The sequence below is a fragment of the Kitasatospora sp. NPDC038210 genome (genome assembly GCF_055600605.1).
On record NZ_JBVJYK010000006.1, the window covers coordinates 200,541 to 220,169 of the forward strand.

Genomic DNA, 19,629 nt, shown 5'->3' on the forward strand with positions numbered 1-19,629 from the left:
CCCGGGGACTGCGCGATCATCGGTCAGGGGCGTAGCCTTAATCCCCGCTGTCCAAACATCCCAAAAGGAAGCGGAAGAGGGCGGTTGCCGCCGTGTCGCCACAGTCCCAAGAAACCCCCAACAGCTCGGCAAGCTCCACTGGCTTCGGCCCCAATGAGTGGCTCGTCGACGAGATCTACCAGCAGTACCTCCAGGACCCGAACTCGGTCGACCGAGCCTGGTGGGACTTTTTCGCCGACTACAAGCCCGGTACCGAGGTGACCCCAGTGACCCAGGCCGCGACCCAGGCCGGCCCCACGCCGACCCCTGCCGCTGCCCCCGCGCCCGCCGCTGCTGCTCCGGCCGCGCCCGCCACCGCCGCACCGGCCGCCCCGGCCGCCCCGGCCCCGGCTGCCGCCCCGCTCGCCGCCGCGCCCGCCGCGCCCCCGGCCCCGAAGGCCGCCGCCCCGGCCCCGGCCGCGCCCGCCGCCACCGCCGGCCCCGAGCTGGTCCAGCTGCGCGGCCCGGCGAAGGCCGTCGCCAGCAACATGGACGCCTCGCTGGAGGTGCCGACCGCGACCTCGGTCCGCGCCGTGCCGGCGAAGCTGTTGATCGACAACCGCATCGTCATCAACAACCACCTGCAGCGCGCCCGCGGCGGCAAGGTCTCCTTCACCCACCTGATCGGTTACGCCCTGGTCCAGGCCATCAAGGCCGCCCCGGGCATGAACCACAGCTACAAGGTGGAGGACGGCAAGGCCTTCCTGGTCAAGCCGGAGCACGTCAACCTCGGCCTGGCCATCGACCTGGTCAAGCCCAACGGTGACCGCCAGCTGGTCGTCGCGGCCATCAAGAAGGCCGAGACCCTCGACTTCTTCGGCTTCTGGCAGGCCTACGAGGACATCGTCCGCCGGGCCCGCGCCAACAAGCTGACCATGGACGACTTCACCGGCGTCACGGTCTCGCTGACCAACCCCGGCGGCATCGGCACCGTGCACTCCGTGCCGCGCCTGATGCAGAACCAGGGCACCATCGTCGGCGTCGGCGCCATGGAGTACCCGGCCGAGTTCCAGGGCTCCGCCCCGGAGACCCTGTCCCGCCTGGGCGTCTCCAAGATCATGACGCTGACCTCGACCTACGACCACCGCGTCATCCAGGGCGCGGCGTCCGGCGAGTTCCTGCGCGAGATCCACCGCCTGCTGCTCGGCGAGAACGGCTTCTACGACGAGATCTTCGAGTCGCTGCGGATCCCGTACGAGCCGGTCCGCTGGGCCACCGACGTCGCCACCACCCACGACGACGAGGTCAACAAGACCGCGCGCGTCATGGAGCTGATCCACTCCTACCGGGTCCGCGGTCACCTGATGGCCGACACCGACCCGCTGGAGTACAAGCAGCGCAAGCACCCCGACCTGGACGTCACCACGCACGGCCTCACCCTGTGGGACCTGGAGCGCGAGTTCGCGGTCGGCGGCTTCGGCGGCCAGAAGATGATGAAGCTCCGCGACATCCTCGGCCTGCTGCGCAACACCTACTGCCGCACCGTCGGCATCGAGTACATGCACATCCAGGACCCGAAGCAGCGCAAGTGGCTGCAGGAGCGCCTGGAGAAGCCGTACTCCAAGCCCGAGCGCGAGGAGCAGCTGCGGATCCTCCGCCGCCTGAACTCGGCCGAGGCCTTCGAGACCTTCCTGCAGACCAAGTACGTCGGCCAGAAGCGCTTCTCGCTGGAGGGCGGTGAGTCGCTGATCGCGCTGCTGGACGCGACCATCGACGCCGCCGCCGAGCACCGCCTGGACGAGGCCGTCATCGGCATGGCCCACCGCGGCCGCCTGAACGTGCTGGCCAACATCGTCGGCAAGCCGTACGGCAAGATCTTCGGCGAGTTCGAGGGCAACCTCGACCCGAAGTCGATGCACGGCTCCGGCGACGTCAAGTACCACCTGGGCGCCGACGGCACCTTCACCGGCCTGGACGGCGAGACCATCAAGGTCTCGCTCGCCGCGAACCCCTCCCACCTGGAGGCCGTGGACCCGGTCGTCGAGGGCATCGCCCGCGCCAAGCAGGACATCCTGGACCAGGGCGGCACCACCTTCCCGGTGCTGCCGATCCAGATCCACGGCGACGCGGCCTTCGCCGGCCAGGGCGTCGTCGCGGAGACCCTGAACATGTCGCAGCTGCGCGGCTACCGCACCGGCGGCACCGTGCACGTCGTGGTGAACAACCAGGTCGGCTTCACCGCCGCCCCGGCGTCCTCGCGCTCCTCGATGTACTGCACCGACGTGGCCCGCATGATCGAGGCCCCGATCTTCCACGTGAACGGCGACGACCCGGAGGCCGTGGTCCGCGTCGCGCGGCTCGCCTTCGAGTTCCGCCAGGAGTTCCACAAGGACGTGGTGATCGACCTCATCTGCTACCGCCGCCGCGGTCACAACGAGGCCGACAACCCGTCGTTCACCCAGCCGCTGATGTACGACCTGATCGACAAGAAGCGCTCGGTGCGCAAGCTGTACACCGAGGGCCTGATCGGTCGCGGCGACATCACCATGGAAGAGGCGGAGCAGGCGCTCCAGGACTTCCAGGGCCAGCTGGAGAAGGTCTTCGCCGAGGTCCGTGACGCGGCCCAGGCGCCGGCCGACGCCACCGCGGGCAAGCCGGTCGCCGACTTCCCGGTCTCCATCCAGACCGGCATCTCCCAGGAGATGGTCAAGCGGATCGCCGCCTCCCAGGTGAACCACCCGGACTGGCTGACCGTCCACCCGCGCCTGCTGCCGCAGCTGCAGCGCCGCGCCGGCTCGGTCGAGGACAACACCATCGACTGGGCGATGGGCGAGACCCTCGCCATCGGCTCGCTGCTCATGGAGGGCCACCCGGTCCGCCTGGCCGGCCAGGACAGCCGCCGCGGCACCTTCGGCCAGCGGCACGCCGTCCTGATCGACCGCAAGACCGGCGAGGACTACACCCCGCTGCAGTACCTCACCGAGGACCAGGCCCGCTACACCGTCTACGACAGCCTGCTGTCGGAGTACGCGGCCATGGGCTTCGAGTACGGCTACTCGCTGACCCGCCCGAACGCGCTGGTCATGTGGGAGGCGCAGTTCGGCGACTTCGTCAACGGCGCGCAGACCATGGTGGACGAGTACATCGCGTCCGCCGAGCAGAAGTGGGGCCAGCACTCCGGCGTCACCCTGCTGCTGCCGCACGGCTACGAGGGCCAGGGCCCGGACCACTCGTCCGCCCGCCCGGAGCGCTTCCTCCAGCTGTGCGCGCAGAACAACATGACGGTCGCCATGCCGACCCTGCCGTCGAACTACTTCCACCTGCTGCGCTGGCAGGCGCACAACCCGCACCACAAGCCGCTGGTCGTCTTCACCCCGAAGTCGATGCTGCGTCTGAAGGCCGCGGCGAGTGCGACCGAGGAGTTCCTGTCCGGCTCGTTCCGCCCGGTCATCGGCGACACCACCGTCGACCCGGCGCAGGTCCGCAAGGTGGTCATCACCGCCGGCAAGTTCTACTACGACCTGGAGGCGGCCCGCACCGAGCGCGGCGTCACCGACACCGCGATCGTCCGGGTCGAGCGGCTCTACCCGCTGCCGGTGGCCGAGCTCCAGGAGGAGCTGGCCCGCTACGGCGACAACGTCCAGTTCGTCTGGGCGCAGGAGGAGCCGGACAACCAGGGTGCCTGGCCGTTCATCGCGATGAACCTGGTCGACCACCTGCAGGTCGTCATCGGCCGCAGCGCCGGCGGCTCCCGCCTGCGCCGCGTCGCCCGCACGACGGCCTCGTCCCCGGCGGTCGGCTCGGCCAAGCGGCACGCCGCCGAGCAGCAGGCGCTGATCGAAGAGGTCTTCTCGCTCTGACGCCAGACGCTGCGGCGCCCTGAGGCGCCGAGGGCTCACCGGCCCCCGTCCTCCCACCCGGGAGGACGGGGGCCGCGTCGTTCTCCGCCGCCCGCTCTCCACCGCCCGTTCCCGGGAGAACCGTTTCACCGTCGAGCCATGTCAAGGTTCCAGCTCTGCAACCAAACCGGAACCGCTGTGCACGGACTCCTGACGGATCGATAGGTTATGCCTCGCCAGAAGGACGTCGGACGCCAGTCGTCGCGCCCGCCGCCCCGGCCGTACCGCCTCACCGCTCTCCCAGGGGGACCACCACATGACCGCCGACACGCCTCGGGACGCCGGAAAGCTCCCTCCGGTCTTCCAGCCGCTCCTGCCGGACGATCCCAAGGAGGTCGGCGGCTACCGCCTGTTCGCCCGGCTCGGCGCCGGCGGCATGGGCCGGGTCTACCTGTCGTACACCCCGGGCGGGCGCCCGGTCGCGCTCAAGGTGGTCCGCCCGGAGTTCGCCGAGGACGGCGAGTTCCGCCGCCGCTTCGCCCAGGAGGTCAGCAACGCCCAGCGGATCCACGGGCTCTACACCGCGCAGGTGATCGACTCCGGCGGGCTGGACAGCGACGCCCCCTGGCTGGTCACCGCGTACGTCCCGGGCCCGTCCCTGCAGCAGGTGGTGCGGGAGAACGGCGCGCTGCCGGTGCGCACCGTCCTGCTGCTGATGGGCGGCATCGCCGAGGCCCTGCAGGCGATCCACAGCGTCGAGGTGGTCCACCGCGACCTCAAGCCCGCCAACGTGTTGGTCGCCGGGGACGGCCCGCGGGTGATCGACTTCGGCATCGCCCGGGCCGCCGACGCCACCGCGCTGACCGGCACCGGCTACCGGATCGGCTCGCCCGCCTTCATGTCCCCCGAGCAGGCCCAGGGGCGCCCGGTCACCCCGGCCACCGACGTCTTCGCGCTCGGCGCCCTGGCCGCGTACGTGGCCGGCGGCACCCCGCCGTTCGGCGACGGCCCGGACACCGCCGTGCTCTACCGCGTGGTGCACGAGGAGGCCGACCTGTCGGCCGTCCCGGCCGACCTGCGCGAGCTGATCCAGCGCTGCCTGGCGAAGAGCCCGGAGGACCGCCCCACCCCCGCCGAGATCATCCAGGTCGCCCGCAACCACCCGGAGGTCGGCGGCCAGCTGCGGTTCGGCGACGACTGGCTGCCGCGCGAGGTCAACACCGAGATCACCCGCCGCTCCGACCTGCCCAAGACCCCGCCGACGCCGCTGCCGGCCGCGCCCGCCACCCCGCCGACCCCGGTGCCCGCGATGCCGGCGATGCCGGCCGCCGCCCCGACCGCTCCCCCGCAGCCGCCCGTCGCGCCGACCCACCCCGTCGCCGCCCCGACCCACCCGGCCACCGCGGTGCACCCGCAGCAGCCGCCCGTGACGCCCCCGCAGGGCTTCGCGCCGCCGCCGCTCGGCTCGTACGGCGCCCCGCAGCCACCCACCGAGTCGCCGACCGCCCCGGTGCTGACCACCCCGCCGACCGTCCACCTGCAGCCCGAGCCGCCGTCGTACGACACCCCGCCGCCCGGCCCGGTGGTGACCGCCGACCCGCAGCCCGGGAAGGAGCCCGAGCCCAAGCGCAAGGGCGGGGTGTCCTGGAAGGTGCTGCTCACCGTCGCCCTGGTGATGGCGGTCGGCGGCACCGCGGGCGGCGTGGTGCTGATGAAGAAGCTGGACGACGGCAAGAAGAAGGACAGCTCCGCCAGTAGCAGCGGCCCGTCCACGCCCAACCCGGCGGCGGCCACGCCCAGGTCCACCCCGACCGGCACGAGCGGCACGAGCGGCGACGACGCCTCCCCCTCGGCCACCCCGACGAAGAGCAGCGGTTCCACCGACGCCTCGAAGAGCCCGACGGCCGGTGCCACCGTGCCGCGCAACAGCGTCTACACCGTGGTCTACCAGGACACCGAGCTGTACGCGACCAGCTACAGCTACAGCTTCGACCTGTCCGGCGGCAAGGTCGTGCCCGATTCCACCAGCCCCACCTGGGCCCTCGACCCGACCAGCATCGGCACCTTCGACCTGGACAGCAACTCCGACGCCTACATCAGCCGGGAGAACACGCTCACCCCGCAGAGCTGCTCGGCGGCGATCGACCGGGAGCCCACCAAGGACCTGAAGTTCGACGACCTGCCCCCGGGCCGGCTGTTCTGCCTGCGCAACCGGAAGAACGGCGGCGTCGTGATCGCCAAGGTGATCGAGCAGGGCAACAAGAGCAGCGGCGCGGTCAAGCTGTCGCTGAGCTACTGGCGCAACGACGGCTGACCCGTCCGGTCTATCCTGACCGGGTCAACCCCCATCGGACCGGAGCGAACCGTGTACTTCACCGACCGAGGCATCGAGGAGCTGCAGAACCGGCGCGGCGAGGAGGAGGTCAGCTTCGAGTGGCTGGCCGAGCGCCTGCGCGAGTTCGTCGACCTCAACCCGGACTTCGAGATCCCGGTCGAGCGGCTGGCCACCTGGCTGGCCCGGCTCGACGACGAGGACGACGAGTGACCCGGTGACGGCCTGCGAGAGGCCCGGGAGGCAACCGCCTCCCGGGCCTCTCGCGCGTCCGCGGACGGCCCCGGCCGGCGGCCCGTAGGGGAAGCCTCGGGGGCGGATCGGGGTCGGGATCGGGGTCGGGCACGCTTGACTCTCCCGGCACGCGATATATCGTCTTTAGAAGAGAACGCGATACATCGCGATCGGCAACGGGAGGCGGCAGAGATGAGCCAGTGGACGGTCGAGGGCCCCGAGAGGATCACCATCGACGACGCGGTCCGCGCGCTGCACGTGCGGATCATCGAGGGCACGGTGAACGTGGTGGCGGCCGAAGGCCCGGCCCGCCTGGAGGTCACCGAGCTCCAGGGCGATCCCCTGCACGTGACCGTGGTGGACGGCGTCCTGACGGTCACCTACAAGGACATCAACAGCTGGGGCGAGTTCGGCGACTGGCTCAAGTCGGTCGGCTCGGTCAAGAGCTTCTTCGGCTCGCTCAAGCGCAAGCGGGTCGCCGGCATCACCCTGACCGTGCCGGCCGACACCGAGGTCAAGCTCGGCACGGTCTCCGCCGGCACCACCGTCTCCGGCGTCACCGGGCACGTCTCGGTGCAGAGCGCCAACGGCGACACCACCCTGGTCGGGCTGACCGGCCGCACCGACGCCAACACCGTCACCGGTGACGTCGACGCCCAGTCGGTCGGCGGCCAGCTCCGGGTCAACACCGTCTCCGGGCAGCTGACCGTCGTCGCCGGCACCGCCGACCGGGTCCAGGCCAACGCCGTCACCGGGGCCGTCACCCTGGACCTCGACGTCGACGGCGAGGCCGACGTCAAGGTCACCACCGTCAGCGGCCCGGTCGTGGTCCGGATCCCCTCCCGCGCCGACGCCAAGGTCGAGGCGGGGTCCACCAGCGGCGACATCTCCAGCAGCTTCGAGCAGCTCAAGCTGAGCGGCTCCTGGGGCGCCAAGAAGCTGTCCGGCCAGCTCGGCGAGGGCCGCGGCAAGCTCAACGTCACCACCGTCTCCGGCTCGGTCACCGTGCTGAGCCGCCCGGAGCCGGAGGACGACGGCCCGGCGAAGGAGCTCCCGGCCGGCTCCGGCAAGCCCGACTTCACCAAGGAGGCCTGAGATGACCCCTGTGTTCGGCCACGGCCGGCTCCGGCTCTACCTGCTGAAGCTGCTGGACGAAGCCCCGCGGCACGGCTACGAGGTGATCCGCCTGCTGGAGGAGCGCTTCCAGGGCCTGTACGCGCCCTCGGCCGGGACGGTCTACCCGCGGCTGGCCAAGCTGGAGCAGGAGGGCCTGGTCACCCACAGCACCGAGGGAGGCCGCAAGGTCTACCGGCTGACCGACGCCGGACGGGCCGAACTCGAAGCCCGGCAGGGTGAGTTGGACGAGCTGGAGCTGGAGATCCGGGACTCCGTGGCGCAGCTCGCCGGGGCGATCCGCGAGGACGTCCGGGACAGCGCCAAGGATCTGCGCGAGGAGCTGTGGAAGGCCGCCAAGCAGACGCCGCGGCCGGACCGCGCCGAGCGCGCCGAGCGCGCGGGCGACCCGTGGGCCGGCCCCTGGGGCGACAACGACTCCTGGCAGCGCGCCAAGGACGAGTTCGCCGAGTTCAAGCGGCAGGCCAAGGACCAGGCCAAGCGCGCCCGGGAGCAGGAGAAGGCGGCCAAGGCCAAGGCGAAGGCGGCCGAGGACGAGGCCCGCCGGCTGCGCGAGCAGGCCAAGGCCTCGCGCACCGCCGCCCAGCAGGAGGCGCTGCGGATCAAGCGCCGGGTCGAGCAGCAGGTGCGCGAGCACGCCGCGAAGGGCGACTGGCCGACCGGGCTGGCCGAGGGCCTGGCCGAGCTGACCAAGGGCCTGTCCGGGCTGGCCGACGCGGCCCGCTGGGGCCACCCGTCGGACGAGCCCGGCCCGTCGGACGAGCGGATCACCGTCACCCGGATCGACCTGGACGAGGACGAGCCGGCCGCACCGGCCGACCTGCCCGCGTGGACGCGCACCGACCCGGCCGAGGACCCGGCCCGCGAGCTGGAACGGCTGCTCGACCGCTTCCGCGACCAGGTCCGCGACGCGGCCCGGGACGGCGGGGTGAGCGGGGACAAGCTGGCCGAGGCCCGCCGGGTGCTGGGCGCCGCGGGCGAGCGGCTGAAGCGGCTGCTCGGCTGACGGCCTCAGGGCGGCCGGCCGGCCCGGCCGGCCGCAAGGCCGACCGGACGAAGGACCGGGCCCGGTGCTCCCGCGCGGAGCGCCGGGCCCCCTCGCGTCAGGGGTTGAGGACGATCTTGCCGAAGACCTCGCCCTTGGCGAGCCGGGCGAAGCCGTCCCGGGCCTCGCTCAGCGGCAGCACCGAGTCGATCACCGGGCGGACGCCGGTGTTGGCGCAGAGCGCGAGCAGCCCGGCCAGCTCCTCCTTGGTGCCCATGGTCGAGCCGACCACCTTGAGCTCCAGGAAGAAGATCCGGTTCAGCTCGGCGGCGCTCGGGTTGGGGCCGGAGGTGGCACCCGAGATGACGATGGTGCCGCCCGGACGCAGCGACTTCACCGAGTGCGACCAGGTCGCGGCGCCGACGGTCTCCATCACCGCGTCGACCCGCGCGGGCAGCCGGGCGCCGCTCTCGAAGGCCGCGTCCGCGCCGAGCTCCACGGCCCGGCGGCGCTTGGCCTCGTCCCGGCCGGTGACCCAGATCCGCAGGCCGGCCGCCTTGCCGAGGACGATCAGCGCGGTCGCCACGCCACCGCCGGCCCCCTGCACCAGGACGGTGTCACCGGGCTTGACCCCGCCGTTGGTGAACAGCATCCGGTAGGCCGTCAGCCAGGCGGTGGGCAGGCAGGCGGCCTCCTCGAAGCTCAGCTCGGCGGGCTTGGGCAGCAGGTTCCAGGTGGGCACCGCCACCTGCTGGGCGAAGGTGCCCTGGTAGCGCTCGGTCAGGATGGATCGCGGCTCGTTCGGGCCCACCCCGTGGCCGGTCTGGCCGATCACCGAGTGGATGACCACCTCGTTGCCGTTCTCGTCGACGCCCGCCGCGTCGCACCCGAGGATCATCGGCAGCTTCTCGGCCGGGAGGCCGACCCCGCGCAGCGACCACAGGTCGTGGTGGTTGAGGCTGGCGGCCTTGACCGTGACCACGCTCCACCCGGGGCGGGCCTGCGGCTCGGGGAGTTCGCCCAACTCCAGTCCGCTGAGCGGGTCGTCGGCATCGATACGTGCGGCGTAGGCAGCAAACATGATCCGGACGATAGCGGCGGACGGCCGAGGCCGGGAACCACGCGTGGGTGTGACGCGCGTCCCGGCCTCGGCCGTGTACGGGATGTCCGGTCGGATCGTCGGACCGGATCGTCAGATCCGGGCGACGCCCTCCGCCCGGGCCGCCTCGGCGACGGCCTTGGTGACCGCCGGGGCGACCCGCTCGTCGAACGGCGAGGGGATGACCTTCTGCGGGGTCAGCTCGTCGGCCACCACGCCGGCCAGCGCCTTGGCGGCGGCCAGCTTCATGCCCTCGGTGATCCGGCTGGCCCGGACCTGCAGGGCACCGGCGAAGATGCCCGGGAAGGCCAGCACGTTGTTGATCTGGTTCGGGAAGTCACTGCGGCCGGTGGCCACGACGGCCGCGTACTTGTGCGCGACCTCGGGGTGGATCTCCGGGGTCGGGTTGGCCATCGCGAAGACGAAGGCGCCCTCGGCCATGGTCGCGACGACCTCCTCCGGCACGGTGCCGCCGGAGACGCCGATGAACACGTCGGCGCCGGCCAGCGCGTCGGCCAGCGAGCCCTTGACGCCCGTGCGGTTGGTCAGCCCGGCGATCTCGGCCTTGACGTCGGTGAGGTCGCCGCGGCCCTCGTACACCACGCCCTTGCGGTCGCAGACCGCCACGTCGCCGATGCCGGCCGCCACCAGCATCTTGGCGATGGCGATGCCGGCCGCGCCCGCACCGGAGATGACGGCCCGCAGCGAGCCGATCTCACGGCCGGTCACCTTGGCCGCGTTCCACAGGGCGGCGGTGGTGACGATCGCGGTGCCGTGCTGGTCGTCGTGGAAGACCGGGATGTCCAGGGCCTCCTGGAGCCGGCGCTCGATCTCGAAGCAGCGGGGGGCGGAGATGTCCTCCAGGTTGACGCCGCCGAAGGAGGGCGCCAGCCGGACCACGGTCTCGACGATCTCGTCGACCTCGGTGCAGGCCAGCGCGATCGGCACCGCGTCCACGCCGCCGAACTGCTTGAACAGGATGGCCTTGCCCTCCATCACCGGCAGCGAGGCCTGCGGGCCGATGTCGCCGAGGCCCAGCACCGCGGTGCCGTCGGTGACCACCGCGACGGTGTTGGACTTCCAGGTGTAGTCGTTGACCAGCTCCGGCTGCTCGGCGATGGCCGTGCAGACGCGGGCGACACCGGGGGTGTAGGCGAGGGACAGGTCGTCCGCGTCGCGCACCGGGACGGTCGCCCGGATCTCCATCTTGCCGCCGCGGTGGAGCGCGAAAACCGCGTCGACCGGATCGTCGGTGTCCTGGGTGCTGCTGATGATCTCCGCTGCCACGATGACCTCTTCGTCATTGATCTGGCGAGGACGCGCGACCGACGGACAGGGCGACCCGTCCGGAAACCGGAAACCGGGTACGCCTGAGCGGACCCGGAACGGGGTCGGGGCGCTGCCGTCGGGCGGCGCCCTCGGATGAGGGTTTTATGGGGTCTTGTGTTGTCCGCGTTAGTGCTATCGGGCCGAGCCTAGGTCGGACGAAGGCACCGCACCTGTGCCTTTTCGTCCTCGTCACGTGCGGTTCATCGCCGCGCTGTCGCGTCACTGGGCCGGCGTCGGAAGCGCCGGGCACCGGCGGCGGCAACGGCATGAGCGCACGCGCACCCGCAGGAGTGAACTCAGACGCAGGGGGAGTCGGCACTCCGGATACGGAGCCGCGTGAGGACTTCCGTTCCCGAGCACCCCGAGCCTGTCGGGGCCCGGCGGTCTGGTTCGAGCGTTCGGGGGTCACCCGGTACCGAATTCTGACACACCCGCCGCCGGGCCCGGCAGGGCGGGATGGCAGGATCGCGTGGCCGCCATTTCGCGTACACCACCGCGACACCGTGGCGGCCGCACGTCCCTCCCACAGGAGCAGCCCCTCATGCCTCACCTCCTCCCCTTCCGTCGTCCGGTGCTCGTCGGCGCCGTCCTGGCCACCGCCGGTGCCCTGCTGCTGACCGGCTGCGGAGGCGGCGGGCAGGCCGCCGCTCCGGACGACCCGGTCAAGGACGTCCGGGACAAGCTGCCCGCCGCCCAGCGCTCCGCCGGGGTGCTGCGCATCGGCATGGACGTCAACTACGCCCCGGTGGAGTTCCGCGGCGCGGACGGCAAGCCGGCCGGTCTCGACCCGGAGATCGCCACCGCGCTGGGCAAGATCCTCGACGTGCGGATCGAGTTCGTGGACACCACGTTCGCCAAGCTGATACCGAACCTGCAGTCCAAGCAGTACGACGTGGCGATGTCCGCGATCAGCGACATCCGCCAGCGCCGCGACGGCCTGGACGACAGCGGCAAGCAGGCGAACCCCGGCGTGGACTTCGTGGACTACTTCATCGCCGGCACCTCGATCGTCGTCCCGAAGGGCAACCCCAAGGGGATCAAGACCCTGGACGACCTGTGCGGCAAGACCATCGCGCTCCAGCAGGGCACCACCCAGGACGAGATCGCCACCCGGCAGGTCGGGGTCTGCGCCCGCACCGGCCGTCAGCTGACCACGCACAAGCTGGACAGCGACGCCAAGGCGCTGGCCGAGGTCGCCTCCGGCGCCGCCCAGGCCGGGCTGAACGACTTCCCGGTGGCCGCCTACGCGGCGAAGACCACCGACGGCGGCAACCGCTTCGAGGTGACCGGCGGGCAGTCCACCTCCAACCCGTACGGGATCGCGGTCCGCAAGACCGACACCCAGCTGCGCGACGCGATGGCCAAGGCGGTCGACCAGCTGATCCGCAGCGGCGAGTACGACAAGATCCTCGCCAAGTGGAGCGTCAGCGCGGGTGCGGCCCAGAACGCCGTGGTCAACGGGGGCATCTGAGCGGACGGGCGGCGGGCCTCCGGGCAGAGCACAGAGGGATCTGCATACTTATGCGGAGGGTGACAGGGGCCAGGAATAGGTCCGAATAGCGGACGGTGTGACCCCTCGTTATCCGATTTTGATCTGGATGAGGGTCACCTGACCGTCCTCAGATGGCAGGATTCCCCCCATCTCGGATCGAGCCGGCCACTGGTCGAGGCGGTTCGGTCAACGTCCACCTCGGCGGAGGGTGGCGGATGCAGTACCTCGTTCAACCCTGGGCGGTCCCAGCGTCCAGGCACTGCAAAACCCGGCCTGCACGTACGACGACGTACGACGCACACCCGTACGGCGCCGTACGGCTCGCAACCCCGGTGCGCCGCTCCCGCGGCGCGCTCCGCCCGACCTTCTCTCCCAGGAGGAGATCCCCCTCATGACCGCCCGTACCAAGCGCAACCGGCTCTTCGCGGCCGGTGTGGTCGCCGCCTCGGTCTCCCTCGTGCTGACCGGTTGCAGCAGCAGCAAGTCGTCGTCCGGTTCGTCCACCGGTGCCAACCCGAGCGCGTCGGTCCCCGCCGTGACCGCCGACCCGGCTCTGGCCGCCCTGGTCCCCGCCGACGTGAAGTCCGCCGGCAAGATCGTCGTCGCCACCGACGCCTCCTACGCGCCCAACGAGTTCAAGGACGACAAGGGCGCCATCGTGGGCATGGACGTCGACATGGCCAACGCCATCGCCAAGAAGCTCGGCCTGAACGCCGACGTGCAGAACGCCACCTTCGACGCGATCATCCCCGGCATCACCGGGAACAAGTACACGATGAGCCTGAGCTCCTTCACCGACACGAAGGAGCGCGAGGCGTCGGTCGACATGGTGACCTACTTCAGCGCGGGCACCAGTGCGGCGGTCAAGAAGGGCAACCCCGACAAGATCGACCCGAACGACCTCTGCGGCAAGAAGGTCGCCGTGCAGACCGGCACCACGCAGGCCAAGGAGATCACCGACACCATCAACCCCGCCTGCGTGAAGGCCGGCAAGCCGCCGGTGCCGAACGACGGCGACAAGTTCGACCTGCAGACGGACGTCACCCAGGCGCTGGTCTCCGGCCGCGACCAGGTCATGCTGGCCGACTCCCCGGTCGTCGACTACGCCATCAAGCAGACCAACGGCCAGCTGGAGAAGGTCGGCACCGTGACCGACACCGCTCCGTACGGCGTCGTGCTGCAGAAGGACTCGCCGCTGTCCAAGGCCGTCCAGGGCGCCGTCCAGTCCCTGATGGCGGACGGCACGTACAAGGCCATCCTGGAGAAGTGGGGCGTTCAGGCGGGCGCGATCGACTCGTCCGTCGTCAACGGCGCCACCAGCTGAATCCGCGGTCCTGAAACCAACCCCTGAGGCCACACAGTGAACACTTCCGACCAGGGGTCGGCGCACCCGGGACGGCCCGAAACCCTCAAGGCCGTCCCGGTCCGCCACCCCGGACGCTGGGTCGGGGCAGCAGTCGTCGCGGTCGTCGCGGCGATGCTGATCCACGCCCTCACCACGAATCCCCAGTTCCAGTGGGACGTCGTCGGCCAGTACCTCTTCGATCCCTCGATCCTGCACGGCCTCGGCGTCACCCTCGAACTCACGTTCCTCTCCATGGCGATCGGCATCGCGGGCGGCATCACGCTCGCGATCATGCGCCTGTCGCCGAACCCGGTGCTCTCCAGCACCGCCTGGTTCTACATCTGGGTCTTCCGCGGCACCCCGGTCCTGGTGCAGCTGCTGTTCTGGAACTTCCTCGGCTCGCTCTGGGCCGAGATCTCGATCGGCATCCCGTTCGGCCCGGCCTTCTGGTCCGAGCCGACCAACGAGGCGATCCCGCTGTTCGTCGCCGCCCTGCTGGGCCTCGGCCTCAACGAGGCCGCCTACATGGCGGAGATCGTCCGCGGCGGCATCCAGTCCGTGCCGCTCGGCCAGACCGAGGCCGCGCACGCGCTCGGCATGAGCCAGTTCAACACCATGCGGCGGATCATCCTGCCGCAGGCCATGCGCGTGATCATCCCGCCGACCGGCAACGAGACCATCTCGATGCTGAAGACCACCTCGCTGGTCTCGGCGATCTCGCTGGAGGAACTGCTCCGGGCGGGCCAGAACATCTACTCGCGCACGTTCCAGACCATTCCGCTGCTGCTCGTCGTCAGCATCTGGTACCTGCTGATGACCTCGATCCTCACCGTGGTCCAGTACTACATCGAGCGCCACTACGCGCGCGGCGCCAACCGGGTGCTCCCGCCCACGCCGCTGCAGCGACTGCGCCGGCTCTTCGCCGGCAAGCCCGTGCCGAAGGCCAAGGACGACGTGGTCACGGGCCTCGAAGGAGGTGGCCACGTATGACCGATCTGACGAAGCCGCAACCCGGGGACGCCACGGCCGTCCCGATGGTCGAGGCGCAGGGCGTGCGCAAGTCCTACGGACTGGTGGAGGTGCTCAAGGGCATCGACCTCGAAGTCCGCAAGGGCGAGGTGTTCGTCCTGGTCGGCCCCTCCGGCTCCGGCAAGTCGACCTTCCTGCGGTGCATCAACCACCTGGAGAAGATCAACGGCGGTCTCCTCTCGGTGGACGGCGAGCTGGTCGGCTACCGGATGAAGGGCGACCGGCTGCACGAGCTCCGGGACCGCGAGGTCGCGGAGAAGCGCCGGGACATCGGCATGGTGTTCCAGCACTTCAACCTCTTCCCGCACATGACCGCGCTGGAGAACGTCATCGAGGCGCCGGTGCAGGTCCGCAAGGAGAGCAAGGCCGACGCCCGCGAGCGCGGGATGGCCCTGCTGGAGCGGGTGGGGCTCTCCGACAAGGCGAAGAGCTACCCCTCGCAGCTCTCCGGCGGCCAGCAGCAGCGCGTCGCGATCGCCCGCGCGCTGGCCATGAAGCCCAAGCTGATGCTGTTCGACGAGCCCACCTCGGCGCTCGACCCGGAGCTGGTCGGCGACGTCCTCGACGTCATGCGCGGCCTCGCCGAGGAGGGCATGACCATGGTGGTCGTCACCCACGAGATGGGCTTCGCCCGCGAGGTCGGCGACGCGCTGGTGTTCATGGACGGCGGTGTGGTGGTGGAGTCCGGCAACCCCCGTGACGTCCTCACGAACCCGCAGCACGAACGCACCAGGGCGTTCCTCTCCAAGGTGCTCTGAGCCCATCCCGTCGGCGCCCGGCAGGCAGCTCCTGCCGGGCGCCGACGTTTTCCCCACTCGGGTAATAGGCTGGAAGCAGTCAGCCCGTTACCGATTCTCTGGAAGGACCGCCGTGGAGCTCGCCTCGTACGCCGACCTCGCCGTTCGGCTGGTGAACACCGAGGAGCCGGAGCGCGGCACCGACACGCTGACCTCCGTGGACGCGGTGCGCGCCCTGTTCTCCGACTCCTCCCGGGCCGCCGCGCTCGCCGACGAGTCCGACCTGCCCCGGCTGCGGGCCGTGCGGACCCGGCTGCGCGGGGTCTTCGAGGCCGCCGCCGACGGGGACGAGACCCGCGGCGTCGACCTGCTGAACAGCCTGCTGATGGAGTACCCCGTCAGCCCGCTGATCTCCGGGCACGACTACCTGGACGACGCCGGACGGCCCCGCTGGCACCTGCACCTGGCCGACAACTCGCCGACCGCCACCGCGCACTTCAGCGCGGTCGCCTGCATGGGCCTGGCCGTCCACCTGACCGAGCTGGGCGCCGACCGGCTGGGCATCTGCCAGGCCGCGCCCTGCCGCAACGCCTACCTGGACACCTCGACCAACCGCTCCCGCCGCTACTGCTCGGACCGCTGCGCGACCCGGGCCAACGTCGCGGCCTACCGGGCCCGCAAGCGCCAGGAGGCGGAGGCCGCGCTGGGCGGCGGGCAGTAGGCCCCAGGGCCCTTCTAGACGTCCTCGACCCAGGCGCCGAGGCGGCGGGCCAGACCCGGCACCCGGGCCAGCCGCGGGGCGAGCAGCAGCCGCTCCAGCCGGCGGCCCGGCGCCAGCCAGGACGGGCGCGGGCTCAGCCGCAGCAGCACCCGGCCGAGCACCAGCTCGTCCGGGACCGCGCCGTAGCTGCGGCTGTCGCTGTCCACCGGACGGTTGTCGGACAGCAGCCACCACCCGCCGGGCCGGCGCCCGGCGGCCCGCTTCACCACCAGCAGGTCCTGCTGGAAGGGGTGGCGGAAGAGCACCACCGCGCCCGGCCGGATCGGCGCGCCGTAGCGGACCAGCAGCCGGTCGCCCTCGCGCAGGGTCGGAACCATCGACGGGCCCGCCACGTCGACGACCCCGAACGGCAACACGCCGCCCCCGGTCCGGCCCTCCGGTTCCGCGCTCCGTGCCACGACTCCTCCTCCCGCACGCCCGCCCCCAGTCTGCCGTACGGACCGTCACCTGTTCGGTGTCCGGATTACCCCGGTTCCGGGTCCGCCTTTTGCCCTAGGCCCACCGCCCGATCGCGAAACCACGAGGGCGGAAGGGTAATCTCGGGCGCGGGAAGACGATCTAAGGAAGGACTCCCATGTTCTCTCGTCTGTTTGCACCGCGTGCCACCGCTCACGCCCACTGTGACCTGCCCTGTGGCGTGTACGACCCGGCGCAGGCCCGGATCGAGGCCGAGTCGGTCAAGGCCACCCAGGAGAAGTACCAGGCCAACGAGGACCCGCACTTCCGCGCCCGCGCCGTCATCATCAAGGAGCAGCGCGCCGAGGCCGTCAAGCACCACATCTCGGTGCTGTGGAGCGACTACTTCAAGGCCCCGCACTTCGAGAAGTACCCGCAGCTGCACCAGCTGATCAACGACACCCTGAAGGCCGCCTCGGCCGCCAAGGCGTCCACCGACCCGGCCACCGGCCAGGCCCTGCTGGACCTGATCGCCGAGGTCGACAAGATCTTCTGGGAGACCAAGCAGGCCTGAGCCTGACGCGTCGCCACCCGACCGCCCCCGTCCGCACCGCCGGACGGGGGCGGTCGTGCGTTCACGCCCGGCCCGACCCCGGTAAGGGTTGCCTACCCTGAGTGCCTGTTATGCTGCCAGGGCGTCCGAGGGGGAAGTCCGGTGAGAATCCGGCGCTGACCCGCAACGGTGAGCACGGCCCGCCCCCGCGGTGCGGCCGCGCCAGCCCGATCGCCCTCGGCCGTTGGACTCCCGACGACTCGCCGTGGACTGCGAGGGGGACGGCGCCCGGGCACGCCCCCGGCCGGCGCCCGCCCCGGCGTACCCGCGGCCCGAGGCAAGGCGCATCCGTGACCCGCGCATCCGTGACCCGCGCACCCGTGACACGCGTAGCCGTGACACGCGTAGCCGGCGGCCCGTCCGTCCACCGGACACCCGTGCTCCCGCTCACCGTCGGCCTCGGCGCCGCCCTGCTGCTGTCGCTGGTCTGCGGGGTCGCGCTGGGCTCCTCCGGGATCGGACTCCCGCACGTACTGCGGCTGCTGGGAGCCGGACTGACGGGCGGTCGGCTGGAGGCCGACGAGGCGGCCGCGTACGCCATCGTCTGGGAGATCCGGCTGCCGCGCACCGTCCTGGCCGCCGTGGTCGGGGCGGGGCTGGCCGCCACCGGGGTCGCCGTCCAGGCGCTGGTGCGCAACGCCCTCGCCGACCCCTTCGTCCTCGGCATCTCCTCCGGCGCGGCCGTCGGCGCCAACGCCGTCCTGCTGTTCGGCGCCTTCGCCTCGCTCGGGGTGTGGGCGATCTCCGCCTCCGCCTTCGGCTCCGCACTGCTCGCGATGACGCTGGTCTACGTCGCCGCCCGCACCGCGTACGGGCTCACGCCGCTGCGGCTGGTGCTCACCGGCACCGCCCTCTCCTACGGCTTCGCCGCCGCCACCACCCTGATGGTCTTCGCCGCCGACCGCGGCGACGCCGCCCGGAACGCCATGATGTGGCTGCTCGGCAGCCTCGGCGGCGCCACCTGGGGCTCGGTGCCGATCGCCGCCTGCACCGTCCTGGCCGGCCTCGCCCACCTCGGCTGCGCCGCCGGACGGCTGGACGCGCTCGCCATGGGCGACGAGACCTCCGCCTCGCTCGGCGTGGACCCGGACCGGATGCGCCGCGAACTGTTCGTGGTGACCGCCGCCGTCACCGGCACGGTGGTCGCGGTCAGCGGCGCGATCGGCTTCGTCGGGCTGCTGGTGCCGCACGTGGCGCGGATGCTGGTCGGCGCCGGGCACCGCCGGGTGCTGCTGGTCGCCCCGCTCGCCGGGGCGCTGCTGCTGGTCTGGGTGGACATCGCCTCCCGCACCCTGCTGGCACCCGCCGAACTGCCCGTCGGGGTGTTCACCGCCGTGCTCGGCGTGCCCGCCTTCCTGCTGATGATGCGTCGGCGCGGCCACGCCTTCGGAGGCCGACGGTGACCGACGCGATCCGCACGACCGGCCCGACCGGCTCGACCGGCTCGACCGGCTCGACCGCCCTGCCCGACCGGGCGAAGGCCCAGGACCTCGACGTCGACACCGTCTCGGTGGAGTCGGCCGGCACCCGGATCGTCCACGAGGTGAGCCTGGCGGCCGCCGCCGGGCAGGTGGTCGGCCTGGTCGGACCGAACGGCAGCGGCAAGTCGACCCTGCTGCGCTGCGTCTACCGGGTGCTGAAGCCCACCGGCGGGGCCGTCCGGCTCGACGGCGACGACCTGCACGCGCTCTCCGCGCGGGAGACGGCCCGGCGGGTGGCCGCGCTGACCCAGGAGCACTCCGCCGAGTTCGACTTCACGGTGGCCGAGGTGGTCGCCATGGGCCGGCTGCCGCACCGGCGCGGCCTCGGCGGCCCGGCCGACGGGGACCGGGAGCGCTGCGCCGGGGCCCTGGCCAAGGTCCGGGCCGGGCACCTCGCCGAACGGGGCTTCCTGAGCCTGTCCGGGGGCGAGAAGCAACGGGTGCTGTTCGCCCGCGCGCTGGTCCAGGAGCCGCGCCTTCTCGTGCTCGACGAACCCACCAACCACCTCGACGTCGCACACCAGTTGGAGGTCCTGGCGCTGGCCCGCGAGGCCGGCCCGACGGTGCTCACCGCGCTGCACGACCTCAACCTGGCGGCGAGCCACTGCGACCTGCTGTACGTCCTGCGGGCCGGCCGGATCGTGGCCTCCGGGCCGCCCGCCCAGGTGCTCCGGCCCGCCCTGCTGGCCGAGGTGTTCGGTGTCCGGGCCACGCCGGTCCGGCACCCGGAGACCGGCGCCCTCCAGCTGCTGTTCGACCGCCTCGACCGCTCCCCCGACGCCCGGCCGCCCGGGGCCCGGACCGCCCGAACCACCGACGCCTGA

At 71.8% G+C, this 19,629-nt stretch carries 16 protein-coding genes; 13 read left to right on the forward strand and 3 right to left on the reverse strand.

Annotation, left to right across the window (positions count from 1 at the left end; translation table 11 throughout):
* Positions 1-92: 92 nt before the first annotated feature.
* The 5 genes from ACZ7KX_RS14950 (at position 93) to ACZ7KX_RS14970 (ending at position 8,524) form a co-directional block, all read left to right on the forward strand.
* Complete coding sequence (locus ACZ7KX_RS14950; protein WP_470326793.1) at positions 93-3,839, forward strand: multifunctional oxoglutarate decarboxylase/oxoglutarate dehydrogenase thiamine pyrophosphate-binding subunit/dihydrolipoyllysine-residue succinyltransferase subunit; 3,747 nt, start codon at positions 93-95, stop codon at positions 3,837-3,839.
* A gap of 295 nt (positions 3,840-4,134) precedes the next feature.
* Complete coding sequence (locus ACZ7KX_RS14955) at positions 4,135-6,132, forward strand: serine/threonine-protein kinase (protein WP_470326794.1); 1,998 nt, start codon at positions 4,135-4,137, stop codon at positions 6,130-6,132.
* A gap of 51 nt (positions 6,133-6,183) precedes the next feature.
* Positions 6,184-6,363 (forward strand): DUF6104 family protein, encoded by a 180-nt coding sequence (locus tag ACZ7KX_RS14960; protein WP_350522957.1) that lies wholly within the window; start codon positions 6,184-6,186, stop codon positions 6,361-6,363.
* A 213-nt stretch (positions 6,364-6,576) separates the two neighbouring features.
* Positions 6,577-7,479, forward strand: a complete 903-nt coding sequence (locus ACZ7KX_RS14965) for a DUF4097 family beta strand repeat-containing protein (RefSeq protein ID WP_396544377.1) — start codon at positions 6,577-6,579, stop codon at positions 7,477-7,479.
* Position 7,480: 1 nt separating this feature from the next.
* Positions 7,481-8,524, forward strand: a complete 1,044-nt coding sequence (locus ACZ7KX_RS14970; RefSeq protein WP_470326795.1) for a PadR family transcriptional regulator — start codon at positions 7,481-7,483, stop codon at positions 8,522-8,524.
* 97 nt (positions 8,525-8,621) lie between these two features.
* Here the strand turns inward: ACZ7KX_RS14970 and ACZ7KX_RS14975 are convergent, their stop codons facing one another.
* Together ACZ7KX_RS14975 and ACZ7KX_RS14980 are read right to left on the reverse strand one after the other, a co-directional pair.
* A complete protein-coding gene (locus ACZ7KX_RS14975; RefSeq protein ID WP_470326796.1) occupies positions 8,622-9,584 on the reverse strand; it encodes a zinc-binding dehydrogenase in 963 nt (320 codons plus the stop codon).
* A gap of 111 nt (positions 9,585-9,695) precedes the next feature.
* Positions 9,696-10,889 carry an NAD(P)-dependent malic enzyme gene (locus ACZ7KX_RS14980; RefSeq protein WP_350522961.1) on the reverse strand — a complete coding sequence of 398 codons (1,194 nt, stop codon included), beginning with the start codon at positions 10,887-10,889 and terminating at the stop codon, positions 9,696-9,698.
* 583 nt (positions 10,890-11,472) lie between these two features.
* Between ACZ7KX_RS14980 and ACZ7KX_RS14985 the strand changes: the two genes are divergently transcribed.
* The 5 genes from ACZ7KX_RS14985 to ACZ7KX_RS15005 all read left to right on the forward strand — a co-directional run bounded on the left by ACZ7KX_RS14985 (position 11,473) and on the right by ACZ7KX_RS15005 (position 16,255).
* Positions 11,473-12,402 carry an ABC transporter substrate-binding protein gene (locus tag ACZ7KX_RS14985; RefSeq protein ID WP_470326797.1) on the forward strand — a complete coding sequence of 310 codons (930 nt, stop codon included), beginning with the start codon at positions 11,473-11,475 and terminating at the stop codon, positions 12,400-12,402.
* Between the two features lie 412 nt (positions 12,403-12,814).
* Complete coding sequence (locus ACZ7KX_RS14990) at positions 12,815-13,747, forward strand: ABC transporter substrate-binding protein (protein WP_470326798.1); 933 nt, start codon at positions 12,815-12,817, stop codon at positions 13,745-13,747.
* 36 nt (positions 13,748-13,783) lie between these two features.
* Positions 13,784-14,758, forward strand: a complete 975-nt coding sequence (locus tag ACZ7KX_RS14995) for an amino acid ABC transporter permease (protein WP_470326799.1) — start codon at positions 13,784-13,786, stop codon at positions 14,756-14,758.
* On the forward strand, positions 14,755-15,555 hold the full coding sequence (locus ACZ7KX_RS15000; protein ID WP_470326800.1) for an amino acid ABC transporter ATP-binding protein: 801 nt from the start codon (positions 14,755-14,757) through the stop codon (positions 15,553-15,555). Before ACZ7KX_RS14995 ends, ACZ7KX_RS15000 begins: the two co-directional genes overlap by 4 nt.
* A gap of 112 nt (positions 15,556-15,667) precedes the next feature.
* Complete coding sequence (locus ACZ7KX_RS15005; protein WP_470326801.1) at positions 15,668-16,255, forward strand: CGNR zinc finger domain-containing protein; 588 nt, start codon at positions 15,668-15,670, stop codon at positions 16,253-16,255.
* A gap of 14 nt (positions 16,256-16,269) precedes the next feature.
* Here the strand turns inward: ACZ7KX_RS15005 and sodX are convergent, their stop codons facing one another.
* Entirely contained in the window at positions 16,270-16,632 is a 363-nt protein-coding gene (gene sodX, locus ACZ7KX_RS15010; RefSeq protein WP_396544727.1) for a nickel-type superoxide dismutase maturation protease, read from the reverse strand.
* Positions 16,633-16,889: 257 nt separating this feature from the next.
* On the opposite strand from sodX, the gene sodN reads away from it, so the two are divergent.
* From sodN to ACZ7KX_RS15025, 3 genes are all read left to right on the forward strand, one after another.
* Positions 16,890-17,285: a superoxide dismutase, Ni gene (gene sodN / locus ACZ7KX_RS15015; protein WP_350628137.1), complete on the forward strand. Its 396-nt coding sequence runs from the start codon at positions 16,890-16,892 to the stop codon at positions 17,283-17,285.
* A gap of 374 nt (positions 17,286-17,659) precedes the next feature.
* Entirely contained in the window at positions 17,660-18,727 is a 1,068-nt protein-coding gene (locus ACZ7KX_RS15020; RefSeq protein WP_470326802.1) for a FecCD family ABC transporter permease, read from the forward strand.
* 59 nt (positions 18,728-18,786) lie between these two features.
* The gene (locus ACZ7KX_RS15025; RefSeq protein WP_470326968.1) at positions 18,787-19,629 is read left to right on the forward strand and encodes an ABC transporter ATP-binding protein; all 843 of its coding nucleotides are present in this window, start codon (positions 18,787-18,789) and stop codon (positions 19,627-19,629) included.